Origin of the sequence: Bacillus basilensis (assembly GCF_050630465.1) — a bacterium.
In the GTDB taxonomy this organism is placed as follows: Bacteria; Bacillota; Bacilli; order Bacillales; family Bacillaceae_G; genus Bacillus_A; species Bacillus_A basilensis.
The window spans coordinates 57,944-74,324 of the sequence record NZ_JBNTQO010000008.1 but is presented as its reverse complement, the minus strand read 5'-3'; the positions used below and the strand labels follow the sequence as shown (position 1 = coordinate 74,324).

At 32.6% G+C, this 16,381-nt stretch carries 14 protein-coding genes and 5 pseudogenes; 4 read left to right on the top strand and 15 right to left on the bottom strand.

The features are described from left to right. Positions 1-398: 398 nt before the first annotated feature. A complete protein-coding gene (locus tag ACQVV1_RS16965) occupies positions 399-761 on the bottom strand; it encodes a hypothetical protein (protein WP_016127872.1) in 363 nt (120 codons plus the stop codon). A 235-nt stretch (positions 762-996) separates the two neighbouring features. Between ACQVV1_RS16965 and ACQVV1_RS16960 the strand changes: the two are divergent. Beyond that, positions 997-1,257 (top strand): annotated as a pseudogene (locus ACQVV1_RS16960) (hypothetical protein); the annotation flags it as partial. Here the strand turns inward: ACQVV1_RS16960 and ACQVV1_RS16955 are convergent. The 9 genes and pseudogenes from ACQVV1_RS16955 to ACQVV1_RS16915 form a co-directional block, all read right to left on the bottom strand. Further along, positions 1,240-1,473 (bottom strand): annotated as a pseudogene (locus ACQVV1_RS16955) (S-layer homology domain-containing protein); the annotation flags it as partial. The pseudogenes ACQVV1_RS16960 and ACQVV1_RS16955 sit on opposite strands and share 18 nt — an antisense overlap. Before the next feature lie 389 nt (positions 1,474-1,862). Then, positions 1,863-2,387 carry a nuclear transport factor 2 family protein gene (locus tag ACQVV1_RS16950; RefSeq protein ID WP_431169199.1) on the bottom strand — a complete coding sequence of 175 codons (525 nt, stop codon included), beginning with the start codon at positions 2,385-2,387 and terminating at the stop codon, positions 1,863-1,865. A gap of 155 nt (positions 2,388-2,542) precedes the next feature. Continuing rightward, positions 2,543-2,922, bottom strand: a pseudogene (locus ACQVV1_RS16945) (nuclear transport factor 2 family protein). Between the two features lie 142 nt (positions 2,923-3,064). After that, a complete protein-coding gene (locus tag ACQVV1_RS16940) occupies positions 3,065-4,144 on the bottom strand; it encodes an RNA-guided endonuclease InsQ/TnpB family protein (protein ID WP_242253725.1) in 1,080 nt (359 codons plus the stop codon). Then, positions 4,141-4,551 (bottom strand): IS200/IS605 family transposase, encoded by a 411-nt coding sequence (tnpA, locus tag ACQVV1_RS16935; protein ID WP_242254019.1) that lies wholly within the window; start codon positions 4,549-4,551, stop codon positions 4,141-4,143. Before tnpA ends, ACQVV1_RS16940 begins: the two co-directional genes overlap by 4 nt. A gap of 193 nt (positions 4,552-4,744) precedes the next feature. Then, positions 4,745-5,566: an MBL fold metallo-hydrolase gene (locus ACQVV1_RS16930; RefSeq protein WP_242253727.1), complete on the bottom strand. Its 822-nt coding sequence runs from the start codon at positions 5,564-5,566 to the stop codon at positions 4,745-4,747. 282 nt (positions 5,567-5,848) lie between these two features. Further along, positions 5,849-6,469: a DsbA family protein gene (locus ACQVV1_RS16925; protein WP_242253729.1), complete on the bottom strand. Its 621-nt coding sequence runs from the start codon at positions 6,467-6,469 to the stop codon at positions 5,849-5,851. Between the two features lie 487 nt (positions 6,470-6,956). After that, a pseudogene (locus tag ACQVV1_RS16920) lies at positions 6,957-7,292 on the bottom strand (YxeA family protein). A gap of 497 nt (positions 7,293-7,789) precedes the next feature. After that, positions 7,790-9,604, bottom strand: a complete 1,815-nt coding sequence (locus ACQVV1_RS16915) for an acyltransferase family protein (RefSeq protein WP_242253731.1) — start codon at positions 9,602-9,604, stop codon at positions 7,790-7,792. Between the two features lie 463 nt (positions 9,605-10,067). On the opposite strand from ACQVV1_RS16915, the pseudogene ACQVV1_RS16910 reads away from it, so the two are divergent. Next, positions 10,068-10,289: pseudogene (locus ACQVV1_RS16910) on the top strand (zinc ribbon domain-containing protein); the annotation flags it as partial. 339 nt (positions 10,290-10,628) lie between these two features. Here the strand turns inward: ACQVV1_RS16910 and ACQVV1_RS16905 are convergent. Genes ACQVV1_RS16905 through ACQVV1_RS16895 form a run of 3 tightly spaced genes read right to left on the bottom strand, consistent with a single transcriptional unit; the run spans position 10,629 to position 12,724 of the window. Beyond that, positions 10,629-11,204 carry a replication-relaxation family protein gene (locus ACQVV1_RS16905; RefSeq protein ID WP_431169271.1) on the bottom strand — a complete coding sequence of 192 codons (576 nt, stop codon included), beginning with the start codon at positions 11,202-11,204 and terminating at the stop codon, positions 10,629-10,631. Positions 11,205-11,226: 22 nt separating this feature from the next. Continuing rightward, on the bottom strand, positions 11,227-12,393 hold the full coding sequence (locus tag ACQVV1_RS16900) for an FtsK/SpoIIIE domain-containing protein (protein WP_431169198.1): 1,167 nt from the start codon (positions 12,391-12,393) through the stop codon (positions 11,227-11,229). A 10-nt stretch (positions 12,394-12,403) separates the two neighbouring features. Next, a complete protein-coding gene (locus ACQVV1_RS16895; protein WP_242253734.1) occupies positions 12,404-12,724 on the bottom strand; it encodes a hypothetical protein in 321 nt (106 codons plus the stop codon). A gap of 290 nt (positions 12,725-13,014) precedes the next feature. Between ACQVV1_RS16895 and ACQVV1_RS16890 the strand changes: the two genes are divergently transcribed. Further along, on the top strand, positions 13,015-13,236 hold the full coding sequence (locus ACQVV1_RS16890; RefSeq protein ID WP_075312952.1) for a helix-turn-helix domain-containing protein: 222 nt from the start codon (positions 13,015-13,017) through the stop codon (positions 13,234-13,236). A 396-nt stretch (positions 13,237-13,632) separates the two neighbouring features. Here ACQVV1_RS16890 and ACQVV1_RS16885 read toward each other — a convergent pair whose 3' ends face one another. Beyond that, entirely contained in the window at positions 13,633-14,430 is a 798-nt protein-coding gene (locus ACQVV1_RS16885; protein WP_242253737.1) for a LysM peptidoglycan-binding domain-containing protein, read from the bottom strand. Between the two features lie 444 nt (positions 14,431-14,874). On the opposite strand from ACQVV1_RS16885, the gene ACQVV1_RS16880 reads away from it, so the two are divergent. Next, complete coding sequence (locus tag ACQVV1_RS16880) at positions 14,875-15,003, top strand: hypothetical protein (RefSeq protein WP_255448914.1); 129 nt, start codon at positions 14,875-14,877, stop codon at positions 15,001-15,003. A gap of 157 nt (positions 15,004-15,160) precedes the next feature. Here the strand turns inward: ACQVV1_RS16880 and ACQVV1_RS16875 are convergent, their stop codons facing one another. After that, a complete protein-coding gene (locus tag ACQVV1_RS16875) occupies positions 15,161-16,045 on the bottom strand; it encodes an Rpn family recombination-promoting nuclease/putative transposase (protein WP_431169197.1) in 885 nt (294 codons plus the stop codon). Positions 16,046-16,381 lie beyond the last annotated feature (336 nt).

The following is a 16,381-nucleotide window of genomic DNA, read 5'->3' as shown; positions in this document are numbered from 1 at the left end:
AAAGGTAAAGAAAAATTAAAAGTTGTAGTTTCAATTGAAACTACAACTTTTCTATTCATATACCTGTTCATGTGAAATAATATATTTCTTAGCTTATTAGGAACTTACTTTAAAATTCACTAACAGTACAATGCAAACGCTTATGATAATAAAAGGGGTTATCTTTATGAAAAACATAAATCCCCTTATTTAAATGAACGATATTTCTTCTTAATACTGCCTACTCTTTTCCTAATTGTTCTGCATCAGACTTCAAGAATAAATGCATATTTTTCGTTAGGTTCAATAGAATAATTCATCCAATTTCAACTAATGCATTTAATCTAGAACATTCATATTTATTACTTCCATTGCTTCTGAAGTTGTTAAAATAAAACTCATTATATTTAGAATCACATCTAATTTACCTTAATCCAGATATAGTCATCCTCATATTTAACATTTAATTTTAATCGAATCCCCTTCATATAAACCTCTAATTGTTTTATAAGATCTTCATCATCAGGGTTATCATATCTATCTACATCTAAATATAACTTAAATATATTTCCCTTCGTTAACTCAAACTCCCATTTTAGAAAGTTATGTAACATATTTTCTTTATTCATATAATTGTTTGCTTCCATATAATCTAGTAATTCATATAAATTATAGTATACTAAGCTACTTGGTCTAAGACCTTCACATCTTGGGCAAAATTCTCTATATCTGTCTTGTAATTGCATAATCATTTCTGTTCCACATTGATTACAGTTATACATATAACACCCTCCTCTACTAGATATCCCAATTTCTCTCCCTTATTACCTGCCCCTGAAATTATAAATTATACTATTTTATTTAACAAATATTCCCCTTATTCAACTTAAAGTATAATTTATTCTCCAAGTTAATTTCTATATTGTTTTGTGGTTTTAATCCGAATATCAATACCCTTTTTGAGGTTTAGTTTTATGTGATGTATAATTATCTAAAAATCTATGTATTTATATATATATGGTTAATATAAAAATAATAGCTGAGGTTTTTAGGATAGGGTTACAAATTGGTTTATTTTCAAAAACTGAAGTAATTGAGTGGGCTGATCATACAATTGAAACATTAGATAGTCCTTCTAATGAAATTATAGAAGTTTCTTTATCCAGTAACGATAAGTTAGTTGATATTGTATCTAAATTAAAAAACATAAAAGGAACGTATGATAAAAAATTACCCGTAAAAATGAAAATTAGCATCTACATCTGCCGGTTTCAAGTATACATAAAGCAATCTAGCAACTTGACCACGTGTAATACTATCACCGAAACCAAAAATGCCATTTCCATAACCAGCTACGATATTTTTCTCTTTTAGATCCATAATTGCTTGATATGACCAATGATCAGTAGGAACATCTTTAAATGTTGTATCTGCCTGTACATTTGTTAAAGACGTTAAAGTTGTTGCTGCAAGTACTGCACCTGTTAAAATCATTTTTTCATTTTCATGCTATTTCCCCTTCTTATCCTAATTATTTTTGCGAACAAAAATATACTTTATTTTCCAACATAAACATAATAACATAAATGCATTATATTTATATATAATTATTTACTGTTATTAATAGTAAAAATACTAATTCACCCCAGAATGCTATAGAAGAGTTTTTACTACGATGTGACTCATACATCAAGAGTATTATCAATTTTATTGCGTATAAATTAAACCTCATTAAAACAAATGTTGATTTGAAATAACGTATAATCAAAAAGGCTCCACAAACCCATGTTATATTGAAAATAAGAAGACCCCATTTTGAAAAAGGTTAATCAAAATGGAGTCTTTTGTTAGAAATCTAAATTTAGTTTATATATATCTTCTATCTAAAACATCGTATTATTATTAGCTGCCTCATTTGGAATCTCTTGAATTACATCCCAATGTTCAACAATCTTTCCATCCTTTATACGAAAAATATCGACTATAGCAACTCCCTTATCTTGAGAATTAGTACGAGAATGTACATGAAGAGCAACTGTATCTCCTTCAGCTACTACACGTTTAATCTCTGCAGAGGAATTAGGGTTTTTAACAAAATCCTCCTTAAAGAAATCCATGAAGGCTTTTCGTCCATCAGCGACAAAAGGATTATGTTGCTTATACTCTTCACCTACATATTTAGGGATAATATCGATATTATGTTTGTTAAAAACTTCATTATAGAAATCAACTACCATCTTTTTATTCTTTTCATTTTCTTTTACTTCTTTTGATACAAAAGCAACATTCTCGCTCTTGATTGTGTTACCTTTGTTATTACCGGTGGAAGCTTGATATACAAAAGTCGAAACTACTCCTAAAATAAATACAGAAATAATTGTTATGATTAAATTTTTCTCTAATTTCATATATACCTACCTCTTCTAAATTATATAAATTATCTTCCATAACACGTTTGAAAAAGGTGAAACCTTCCCCAAAATATGATTTGAGGGGTAATGTTAGTAAAACCTGTTTATCCTAACATTACCCCTTATACAAGGTATGCAAGAAGCGATTAACTCTAACTTAATACCTCATTAACAGTTGCACTGTCCACAATTTGAATAAACTTCTTAACCTTATCGTTCTCATCAAACTCATAAAGGTGACAAAAATCTGCTACAAATGACTTCCCTGTAGTTTTATATGTTCCACTATATTTTCCATACACGATAACAGTATTGTTATTAAATGCATAAATTTCATCTTTAGCGCTATAGTTATCCCATTCCGTGCCAAGACGTACATGTACATTTTTCACCACTTCATCTGAACCTATATAAGTCCCCGCATATGGAAATCCAGCAGCTTCTGTCCAAGATACATTTTCACTTAAATATGTTTTGAAAACATCTAATTTCCTTCGCCAGTTAACACATACGTTTCATTTGACACTCCCACGGCTAAAGCCGCAAGTCCTACACCTTACGGTGTAACGGATGGGATTCTTGAATGACTAACCGTTCGCAGTTCATTTCTGTTTTGAACAGCCTTCAAGATGAGGGTGTGCCATCACCCCTCCTAAGACAGACCATATAGGTTCTTAGGCTGATTGACTATTACCATCAACCACAGTTGCGTAGCGAATGTTCATCGCCCCAACGATATCACGATGCTTCTCAAATCCGCATGGGCACTTATATTTTCTATCTTGTGCTTTGTTCTTTTCAGAACACTTGGGACATGTTTGACTTGTATAAGAAGGATTCACATATTCAACCTTTATGCCAACTAATTTCGCTTTGTACTCTATGAATTGCGCTTGACGAAAGAATGACCAAGTGTGTAGATTTTTTTCGTTTTTACGGCTTGTTCGTGCCGTCTGTCTAATGTTCGTTAGTTGCTCTAATCGAATGACAGAGATATTATTATTCGTTGCGAAATCAACGATTTCACGACTCACTTTGTGGTCTTGATCTTGCATCCATCTTTGTTCTTTATCATCAAGTTGCCGAAGGGCATTCAATTTCTTAGCTTCTCCTAACTTCTTACGAATGCTACGAAACTTACGTTTCATATATTTGTTTTGTCTACCGTTTCCGAAGAAACGAACCTTATCATCGTCTGTGATGGCCACCGCAGGAACTTTGACACCTAAGTCCACTCCTAAAATCTTTGTTCCCATTTTTTCGTTTGTAGGGATTGTGACAGATATTTGAGCGATCCATTTAGTAGATTTCTTTGTGATACGAAGAGTGCCTAACGTGTGTTTCAACAATTCAAAATTGTGATTGTATTTGTCGGTTAATAAAGCACGAATCTTTAACCGAGTTGACCTTCCATTTACCATAAAGGGCATTGAAATGTGCGTGAAGTCAAATGAATAGTTTTGGTTATTCCACACGCAAACAGGTCTTTTTAGAATCGGAACAATTCTGTATTTACTCTTTTTCACTTTTGTAGAAAATACACTTTTCGCATCTTTAATCGCTTGATTTTTAACCGCACTTGGAAGGTTGGCTTCAATATCCTTTGTGCTTTTCTTCATGCTTTTCTTCGCTTCAACCATTTCAGATACCAGTGTATTAATGAGTTTAATATAATCAGAACTACTTTGTTCCAATAGCCTATTTTGTTCTTTTGTCGGAAGCAATTTAACTTTAACCGTGATGGTTTGTGTCACAAGTTCCATCCCCTCGTTTTTTGACTTTCAACATAATGTTGTATTGTTTCACTTGATACATTCCCAGCAGTAGAAATAAAATAGGAACGTGTCCACAGACTTGGAAAATGCGCGGGATGAGAAAATTCTTCTCTTAAACGCTTCGACGTCACTCCTTTAATTTTCGCCATAATATCAGCAGGGCTAAGTGTTGGTAGTGTATTTAAGAACAAGTGAACATGGGCTTTGTCAAATTGCATTGCAATAATAACAATATCTAGTTCGTTACATAGCTCTTGAACCAACGCATTGAAACGTTCTTCTACTTTTGCGTTAAGAAAAATCTTTCTTCGGTATCGTGGACAAAACACAAAATGGTAGTTAATTAATGAAACGGTAATTTTGGTTTTTCTATAATCATTTATCATGCTTACAATGTATCGGTTTGATTGTGAAACTACAACATAAAGGATACCCACACTTTGGATACCTAAAGTGCCAAAAACCTTGCGGTTATTTAGTAGCACTTCGTATCTAACCTCACTTTCATCCCATGCCTAAAGGCGATGGGCTTTCTCGTTCGAGAAGGGGTGTAATAGTTAATGATATTTATTCATATCATTAACCCCAAGGCATTTCGTTTGTTACAACTTTTGCACTTAATTCTAATACACCTTTATTTGCATAGCCTGGATATGCTGCATCAAGTTTCGCTACAAAATCTTTTGAAGTTTTACTTTCCTCAGAAGCTTGAACCGCAGTTCTTAGGTAATCCATAGTTGCAGTAAGTGCCTGATTATTTAAAGATTTTTCAATTGATCCATGGCTAGGTACAATTATGTCAGCATTTAATGCTTGTAATACTTTCAAATTCTCAATCCATGCCTCCATTGCTGCTTTTGAGCTAGTATCTGCTAAGAACACATGGATTTCGTTAAATACATCAATGCCTCCAATCAATAATTTCAATTCTCTATTAAATACGCTAGTTCTGTAATTATCTAAGCCTACTAGTTCAAATGTTAACCCCTGAAAATCAATAGATTTTTCCTTAAACACTTGAGGTAATACCACATTACTTGGTGCATTTTCTCCAAGTGCATCTTTCCAAACTTTTAATTTTCCTAAGACAGAATGAACAATATGTTCAACAGTAGACTCTGTAGCATACGCTATAGCTTCTGGGTAAGCAGCTTTAATGCCCTCTAATCCAAAGTAGTAGTCTGGATCCCCATGAATAATAAAGATTTTATCTAGAGATAAGTTATTTTTTTTCAGATAATCAATTATTTCTTTCGAATCAGACTGAGTAAATTTTGAGTTTATTAAAAATGCATGTCCTGCTTTCTCAACTAAGGTTGCAGTGACCATGAAACTTTTTTCGTCTGAACTAAACACCGTCAATTTTACATCTTTTTGATTTGTATCGATTGTTTTAAACATAGAATGTTTCTCTCCTTTTGTTAAAGTTATTAAATAGATCACACATTTTTTCTTGTTCAAATAGAAACTCGCTCTTCAATTCACCTGAAAGTGTGACAGCACCAACAAGTATTCGGGAGATGAATGTCAGTTGGCGTAAGATAACATGTTTACTACTATGGCCTATAATAAAATTGGACTCTTTAAATACAAATTGAAACCAACTATTATAAAAAGGTTTATCCCATTTACTTATAGTTTTTCTTAAAACGTTACATGCAATATACTGTAGCTTAAGATTTTTTAATATAAACTTTTAAAACGTGCTTCGATTTTATCTGGCGTCATTACCCCGCCACCAATAGGAATAATTTGATTATCCTTTTGTAAAAGTAATGAAGGATAACTATTAACACCAAGTTGTCGAACTTTATTGAAATCATTTTGGACATCTATTACTGTTTCTTGAGCGTTTAAGCGTTCTAGTACTTTTTCAGGGTCCAAACCATGCTCGATCGCAATCTTACGATATGTTTCAGGATCACTTAGACTTTGTCCCTCATAGTAAAACGCTTTTTGCATAGCCGAAGTGAATTCTAACAAACGGTCTGGAGCTAATGAGCGTAATGCCGAAAAACCAATTGCAGCATCTTTCGAATTCATTTTAAAAGTCCCTTCTTCCACCAATTTTTGATATGAAGGACCAAATTCTGCACCTGTAAGTTGATTAATTCTTTTATTTCCCTCTTCTATATATGAGAAATTTTTCATTGGTAAATTATCTAAAAATAAACCTCCACATAAAACTGTTAACGGCATTTCAGTATGGTTTTTGTAAAACCCTTTAATACTTTCTGAAAAGCCATAGCACCATCCACAATAAGCGTCCCATACATAAATAAGGTTATCTTGTTTCGTCTCCATTTAAATCTCCTACCTTTAATTTTTATTATCCAGCTCAGCTAACTTTCTGGTTTATATAAGTACATCTTTTTATATCTTGTTCTTTTTTGAGTTACCTTAATATACTTTTCAAAACTAACCCTTTCAAAAAAGATTAACTATGATTTTTAACAAAAGATAACTGTGCACATTTTTTTCAAAAAACAGACACTCGCTGTAACTTATTTGATTACGCCTTTATGTAACAATTCTAGTTACAACTAATATAGAAGTCAATTCTTTTTTTATAAAAACATTTAATTTCTATCCTAACGCTTCCAGAATTCTAGCATCAAATGCTTTTCTTCTTGTTCTTAAATTTTTCATAGTCCTTAGTAAATTACTCCCAAAACTTATCAGAAAGCAGCGCTCACTTTTCAATATGCTTTATATAAAAAACTACAACATAACATATAATAAAAAACGGCGCCCCCCCCACGTAGGAGAATCCACCATCACAAATAACTGATTATTTCACACCTAGTTTTTCTTTTGCTTTCTTAGGAAGCTCGTCTTCCTGCACTTCCTTCCGAGCTGTTACACCTTTTTTCTCTGAATGATATACACGTAGGAATGCTTCTTTACGAAGATTCTTTTGTACAATAAATTCTAACTCATTTTCCTTGCCTTCCTTATCAAAACCCGATAATGCATATTCATACTCCTTTCCCATCACTTTACCATTCATAGATTTTGAAACTCCCTCTTTTCAATCTATCGTAATTTAAACTCAATATTCATCTTTAACGATATGATTAATATCACATACAATTAAAAGACTAAAAAGTGACATATATTTTTTCATATTGTTCACCTCATTGATTTTTTATAATACTGTAATCCTAATCTGTTTTCGTTTGAAGAAAAATTCAAAAATATGACTTCAACATTACATTTTCGAAAGATAATAAAATTACATACATCAATATTAACAAATGAAATATTCACTTAATCATAGAAATTCATTTAAAAGATTACTAACTGAACTAATACATTATCTTGTAGGAAAAATATAAGTAGCCCGTTAAAGAACCCTACAGAACAGGATTATTAACATATAAAGTGACAACCATTTTGTTAAAACCACAGAAATTCAACATTTTTGTTATGCCGTATGTATAGTAAAAGGCATCGACACCATTCATATCCCGTACAAAAAAGCGAAGTCTTCAACTAAACTTCGCTTTTCAATGTATTATGGATTACAGAAATTATTGCTAAATGCCAAAAATTTATTTCTCCAAACATAGATCTTTTTTATTTCAGCTAATTTTGCAAAAGAATTTGATCAAATATAATTAATTATTGATTAACCGCTTTAGCCACAAGGACTGCGTATGCTTCTGCACCTACATTGGTTAAATGCACACCATCAGGTGCAAAGTAGTCTTTCTTTCCAGCACTTGCTGCATACCAATCAACTAGAGTTACATTAGGATATTTAGTTACTGTTACTTTCAGTCTCTCGTTCACAATTGATTCCCACGGACGTGACACTCTCGTATTAATAAATATTATTTTACGTTCGTTTCCAATTAATTTTATTAATGAAACAAGTTGCTCAGTAGTAAAGGCTCCATTTGTACCTAATCCGATAATGACATAGTTTCCTAAATTCCCTTCATTTTTTAACTGTTCAACTACTGGAATCGCTTTTGACAGCTGACGGCCAATCTGCGCATCAATCCTAATATCAGGAAAAGTATTTTTTAAATATGGAGTAATATCAATCATAACGGAATCGCCTATCGCAGTAACTGTGAGTGGATTTTTAGGGTGTGCAGAATTTACTTCTTTTGATTCCCCTTGATTTAGAGGCGTCTCTTGATTTGGATTTTCCCAAACTGCAACTGGATGTGGCACCGGTTGTGTTTGTACTGCTTCCACCTTATCTTGTTTAGAATTCTCCTTAGCCTTACTAGCATTCGATAACCCTAAAACTGCTATTGACGAAAAGAATAATGAACAAACTAAAGCTAACTTAACACCTAAAGTGACATTTTGAAGTCTTAAGTTCTTAAACTGAATGTTCCGGAGCGCACCTTGTCGGATTGGTTTTTCGATAAACTTCCATGAAATTTGCGCAATCAATATTATTAGAAGAAATTGAAGGATTGCTCTTATTATTGAAAAATCCCCCGCATTTACTTTTGGAGTCGTTAATGTGAGAATTGGATAATGCCAGAGGTATATGCCATACGATCTTACCCCTACCCAACGTAAAGGTCTAAATCGTAAAAATTGAGCAATGCGACTAGCTGGATGAGCTAGATTTGCCACTAACAACGCTGTTGCAATTGATAAGAGAACCATTCCTCCCTTGTATAGAAATGGATCATATTGATTGGTCTTCCAAAACATAACCAAAATAATAATAAGAGCAATGCCCCCCACTACATCAAGAATGAAACGCGCCTTTGGGATAATTTTATTAGCAAGCCTATTGCTTGGCCAAACTAAGGCAAGTACCGCTCCGATAAGTAAGGAAAAGGCCCTCGTATCTGTACCATAATATATTCTGCTCGGATCAACTCCAGGTTCATACAAATTTGCCATTGCTAAAGCTGAAGCAAACGCTCCTAGACAAATCAATAAAATCATACGGGATTGTTTTTTTATGTAGTAAAGTCCTAAACTAATAATAAACGGCCAGACAACATAGAATTGTTCCTCGACTGCTAACGACCAAAAATGATTTAATGGAGAAAGCTGGTTAAAATTATCAAAGTACGATAAGTTATGATAAATATACCACCAGTTACTAACATAAAATAATGCCGCTAATGAATCTCCACGCATTTTTCCAAGTAAAGAACTATGAAAAATCGTAATCCATGCCAATGTTATAACGAGCATGACAAGCATTCCTGGAAGCAATCTTCTTGCCCTACTAAGCCAGAACTTTTTCAAATCAATTCTCTTATTTCTCTTCCACTCCATGGCTAGAATATCTGTAATTAAATAACCTGAAAGTACAAAAAATACTGTAACTCCTAAAAACCCTCCAGGCATCCAATTAAAATTAATATGATACAAAATAACACCTAGTATAGCTAGCCCCCTTAGACTGTCCAACCCAACCATATAACGACTATTTTTTTTAAAAGGTTTAGTCATCCTACATTCACCTCTATTTCTTGGAAACTAGGTTAATAATAACGTCATAAAATGCTATTAATTTCCTAAAATTGTATAAGCTAAACCATTACAAACATCATTTTGTAAGGCTTTTTTTTATATTTACATGCACAGCAATACATACTTTATCACGTTATCTGGCTCTGTTGTGAAAATTTTTATAGTAGGTGTTTATCCTCTTCCTAAAAAAGAGGAATTTGCCCAATCAAAAATTTATATACCGTGTGTCTTAAAGTAAAATTTTGATACGTTTTTACAGACATATCAAGGCCTGTGACATTTTGAATATAATCAATAATGCATACGTAAAGGATTTTGTATATAAAAACATTATAAAAAAGGGATATGTATAATTACATATTTCTCTTACTGATAAAGCGTCTCCATTTTTAAAAAAATCCTCATTAATATTTTAGATTTCCTTGTTAGCTTGATAGCGTAATGGTATAGCAAACAAACCATTATCGTATCGGAAACATTTGCTTCAAATCAATTATGTACTTGTTATGGATATCAAAACCAAGACGTTACTAATCTAAACCTACGAAAATGGGATTACTCTTCTTGTTGTACACACCATAATCGAGAGATTTCCGCAAGTATCAATTGGAAGAATGAAGCGATAAAGCTTCTAACCACAAGGACTATAGTGAAAGCCTACTAATAAGTTGGAATTCGATAGAGCCCCTTACTTATTAATTCCCCCTCTTCTATACGAAGTAATAGTGGGAGTAGTTCAATAAAGGGATAATCTTTATTAAGTGAAATTACTGGAGTAAAAAAGGAGACTTTCGTGTTTATAAGAGCAACAAAAAGAACTTGTAGGAATCTCTACAAGTTCTTTTCAGTTTAAGGTGAATATACGGGATAAAAAAACTATCTTGCAAATTCATCATAGATACTACAGGGGTAATGCTTTGACAAGTATATTATATAACAAATATTAACATCCATAAATTTTGATTTTGAAAATCATGTGAATTCAGAACAAAAGTAGCTTATTTTATGGTTTTACCGCTAAATTATTCATAAAACTCTCTATAGAATTCGCCTGGAATATACGGAAATAAGGAGATTGAACGTCGTAATATTTGTCGGTAATGATAAGAATTGAAGGAAAGAATTTAGAAATTTTCGGTTGCCAAGATTCATTATGCCATTCTTGGCTATGGAAGTATAACTCATATCTATTTATCTTATCTTGCATTATCTTTTTACTGTACACTGACTTTTGAAGTTCAATAAAGAATGGTGACCTACGCCATATAGTAAAAGCATCCGGCTCCATATATTCCTTCCCATACTTTGGTTCCACTTTGAATAATTTAGGATTTTCATAATGAACAAGTTGTTTGTATACGTCCACAATACCAAGAAAATGAGGGATTTTTTGACTCGTCTTTCTGATAGAACTGGGTTGCGGAAAATAAATGTATGGATGTTGCAATACGTTTGCATCAACATGACCGTCTCTTCTTAATCGTTTCATAACCGTATTACAGCAGGTTATCGCATTCTTTAAGCCTTGAAAATGCAAGTCAATAATATCGTCTCGGGACATGCATCTAAATTGCTTCAAATCATTCAAAATTCCTTTATCTCTACTCTTCATTATCTAACACCCCAAATAACGGAATTTCTACTTGCGATGAATTCTTGAGTATCTTCTCCTCTTTAGACATACAATACGGTTCAACAATTTGTTTCGCCTTACTTAATTCCAAATAAGGAGCTTGCACTTTCTTTAATCCATTGCGTTTAAAAATCATTTGTCCAGATTGCTTTAAATGCTCTGAACCAGGAGTACCCATAATATTACTATTAATCAAATTATCACATTTAAAGCCCAGCCTTACAGTCATATTAAGTTTTAACTTACCATCTAGCACCTTGGCATCCGGCCTCTGCATACTAAGCAAAAGAAAAACCCCAAGTGATCTCCCGACTGCTGAAATCTTTTCAATTGTAGCCATACACTCTTTTTCATCTTTAAGCATAGCTACTTCATCAATAGCAAGCAAAATATATGGCTTTTGATGAGGTGGATTTAATTTGTTATACGCATCAATATGATCAACTTCATATTCTTCCATAAGTTTTCTTCGTTCCCTGATTTCCTTCCATAACTTTTGAAGCATTATTTTCATTTCGATCTCTTCCATACAAACTTCTTTTACATGCTTCACTCTACGTAAAAAATGAAATTCAGAGTTTTTTAAATCACCAAGATACAAATGCAACTTTTTAGGAGACATATATTGAATGAGTGTGGATAGCACAACACGTACCATACTACTTTTCCCACTTCCCGTTTCTCCTGCGATTAATAAGTGCGGTGAATTGGAACCAATCATGTCGTACGCAATCATTTTTCCGAATTGGTCCTTGCCGACCACAACAGGCAAACGGTAATCTTTTAATAGCCGCTGCCATTCTCTATAACAATAATTGTACGATTTTAGTCCAGCATTTGAACGAAATACATGTAGGACAAACTTTTTCACGTCCCCTTCAATCGTAATATTCCGCCCTAATATTTGCTGGAAACAAAACCACTTCTTTTCAATCTTCTGTGGATCTAAACCGTTTGGTATGGTAAACACATATCTCACACTTTCTGCTGAGACAGAAACAGTATGTACCTTTGGATAAGTAGGTACTTTCCCTCCGCGTGTTTGATGTTCCGTATATAGACCTGCTTTTCCAAATACCTCTATAAGTTGATTCCTTAACCTTTTTGTATGAAGCCAATTCTTTATCATTCTCATATGCTTCCACCTAAAACATAATTAGGATACGAATAAATACATATCCAATCAAACAAACTCCACCTATTCTCATGCCGTAATAAATACCCTCACTTATAAATTTAGCTGCCGATATATAGTCATGTCGCACCAAATATTTTTCTAACATGACTGCCCCTATTAAAACCGTTCCCATTACTCCTAATGCAATGTAAGTATGTAGTACCTGATCCGACATATGAAGGAATGCAAAAGGACTAAATGAATTGTATTTACGTATTTTCTTTTCTTTCTCTTCGTAGGGTCTCTTCATACATTCACGAAAAGAAATTGTTTCCTTCCTACCAAGCATTTAAATGCCCCCTTCTATAAACAAAATGAACAAACTAGATAAAATATAGGGATTATACGCCTATTACCTTGATAGCATTATCTTGATTGTTAACTTGGTAGATACTTTACTAGTACAAAGGCTAGTTGATTTGGTATCTACTTCTGATAATAAGTTTGCTAAATCCCCTAGTGACTACCTTGATACATCATATTGCGTGGGGCTTGTACATTATTAACACTTTTGTTTAAAAAAATCAGGCTTTGGTAAAGATGTGATTAATAGAGGATTTAAGAATAGGAGTGTTCACAATGTTTGGCTTGGGGAAACCATTATCAAAGTTTGGTAAGTTTTTAAGGAGAAATAATATTACTCAAACCGAATTAAAGGAATGGAGTGGAGTAAATCAAAATACAATTAGTCGTATTTCTCGTTCAAATACATTTAAGCCTTCATTAGGAAATGGCCAAAAACTAATTAGGGCCTTAAAAAGAAAAGGTTACAGCGTAGACTTTGAGGATTTCTGGATGTAATAACCAGCTCAATAAATCGAGCTGGTTATTTTTTGAGGTATTCATCATTTTTTTGATTTTTGAACCACGTTAGCTTATATAATAGTACTAAAATTCAAAAGAACGTGTATAAAAGGTGACAAACAAAAGATATATTGTTAATAGCAATAATATTAATACACAGGTAAAATACAAGATAGAAATACGCTTTCTATTCTCTTTCCAATTACGTATACTGGAAATTATAAAACTTACTATCACCATGCAACAAATCCCAACCAAAAACACCAATACATACTCGTGAATAATAACACCGCAAATTAAAAATATAACTGCTAATATTGCTAATAGTGAATGAACTACACGCAAAAATAACCTCTCCTTATCTCATTGAAAACCTATTAATGTACGATTATTTTATTTAGCAAACAGATGGTTTCCAATTTTCGCAACGGTTTGACGTGTTGTAATCCATTTATCAGTCGAGGTTTTGGGATTGTAGAAATAAAGCCAATCAGAATTTGTTCCTTTTGAAGTAAGAGCCTCTTCTACTGCCATTTTTGCTTCCTGTGTAGCAGGCTGATTAATTCTACCGTCTGTAACAGGAGTAAATGCGTAACCATTTTTAATGGGTTCATAAATTACGTCTGTAATTGTATTTGGAAAACCATTTGCGTTAGCACGATTTAATACTACCTTTGCAACTGCAACCTTTCCTGCATGCGGTTCTCCTCCTGCTTCTGCATTTACCAATCGAGCCATTAAGTCCACTTCTTGTAATGAAATACCAGTATCAATCTTTAAATGCTGACCGACAAAAATATGGTTTTCATCTACGTTATTGTTTTGTTTTAAAGACTGTATTGAAACCTTATATTGTTGTGATATAGAACTTAATGTATCCCCACTTTTTACTTGGTAAATTGCTTGATATGTATTAGTTGAAACTGGTGAATTATTTTTTTGAACATATTTGTTTGCAGTTGACGATATCGGAATTGTTAAACGTTCTCCAATATTAATTTGATCATTTGCTTTATTGTTTTCTTGTTTTAGTGATTGTACGGACACCTCATATTGTTTACTTATTGCTTCTAGGGTATCATTCTTTTGAACCGTATAAACCGTTGAAGCCGCAGTCCCTACTGGATTTGATACTACTGTAATCATTGCAGCAGATAATGGTAACCAGGTTTTCGCCTTACATAACTTCATTCAAAAAAGCCTCCTAAAAATTATTAAGTACTCTTAATATGTTTAAGTTAAAAACAAATCAAGCTATTTATAGCGTAACAAAACATTGAATTCAAGTCATTGAATTTGTATTTCTATATAATAATTGGGTTGCTTATGATATTAAAATTGAATTATTATAATTATGTTTCAAAAGAATCGGACAATCTAATCCTTAAACTAAATATGGTGAAAGTAGAGGCTTATTTCAATTGCCTAATAGTTTCTTCCTAAGAACTGTTTCTATATCCTATACTGACTTCTAATTACTTATAGAAGGAATGATAAAAATGAAAGTTTTGTTATCCATTATTTTGTTTAGTTCTCCTTCAATTAAGTGTTTTTCTTTACATTGCACTTACTATTAATCCTTATATTAAGTATAATAAATACAAAGATATAAATAATGCCATGGAGGTTTACAACATGAAAAACATAATGGAACGCCTCAACAATCCATATATTAAATATCCATTAACTGTAATTTCAGCTATAGCTATAATAAAAACAGGTTATGATTTAGGTTCCTTTATTACAAATTTAAAATATTTTTAAATCGCAAAAAGGAAATTGATTTTTTTAACAAAAGATCAATTTCCTTTTTGATATAGAAAAAGCACTACTGAAATCTTCAGCAATGCTTTCCCATTAACCTTATATGATAATGAACGTCTAATTTTTCTACTCATGAGTTCTGTATACTCACATATATTTATTTTAGATTTAAGATACGTTCTATTTCCTTCACACTCAGCTTACTTGCTTTTGCAATAGTTTCAAGTGGTACACCAATTTCATGCATTCCTCGGATCATCTGCATCTTACCTTGCTCAATCCCTTTTTCCATACCCTCTTTTTCTGCATGTGCTAGCTTGGCTTGTTCATCTAAAAGCAATTTCTCTCGAGCTTCATACGCTGTTCGGAAAGAGGAATCATGGCTCATATTTTCCCATTTATTTATTGCCTTCTGTAAAATTGGATCTTGATTCATCGCAATCTCCTCCAATGTTTGAGTTAAATGTTCATCTTCATGTGCTGGTAATAATAACATCCAACGAACAAATGTATTTTCCCACGGGTTGACTTTTTCTTCACGCCATTGTTTTACCAATTTCGGTATCTCTACAAAATGGATTTCAATGTCGTCACTTAAGAGTTGCTGCATTTTAGTATTCCATAATTGTCCGATGGTATGAAATGCATCATCCTGAGAAAATAAAATAAAATCTAGTAAGTTAATGGTAATAGTTTTCCGAAGTGAACGATATGGCATTCCTTCTTGCATTTGGGATGTATAAAGTTTACTCCAGTAATATAAAGATCGTTTTACCATATCATGTGTATTTCGAAGCTGAATTTCAATATTTACTTGCGTTCCATTATCTAGCGTTGCTAATAGGTCTAAAATCGATAACTTATCATCTTCATAAGATTTATGGAGATGTGGATCATCTAATTGTAGCGAAGTAATAGGTGCATCTAAAGATTCCTCTAAAATTGCATTTAGGAAACCAGTTAAAATTTCCTCATTTCCTTTTGTTCCAAATAACTGTTTAAAAGCAAAATCAATGCGTAAATTCACTAATTTAGTGGACATGGATTTCCTCTCCCTGTCTATATCATATCTTATTACTATTGTACATAAAAAAAGGTAGCACATGCAAACAGGCTATTATGTTATCAGGGTGTCTAAACTTATAAAAACTTGTGATTCCAATAAAAAGCGATTGCAAATAACTTCGTTTTGTGCCAAAATCTTTATTATTCGTCTATTTCTTAATCACATTATTATCAAACTAAAACCTACTTTGCTAATTCAAAATAAGTATATTTAACCAACTTATCTCTTAACCTGTTTGTCCAATAATTGTTTAATTCGCGTATATGATTTAGATTTGCCTCTTGTAATTCCTCTAAATTATTATCTCTAGAA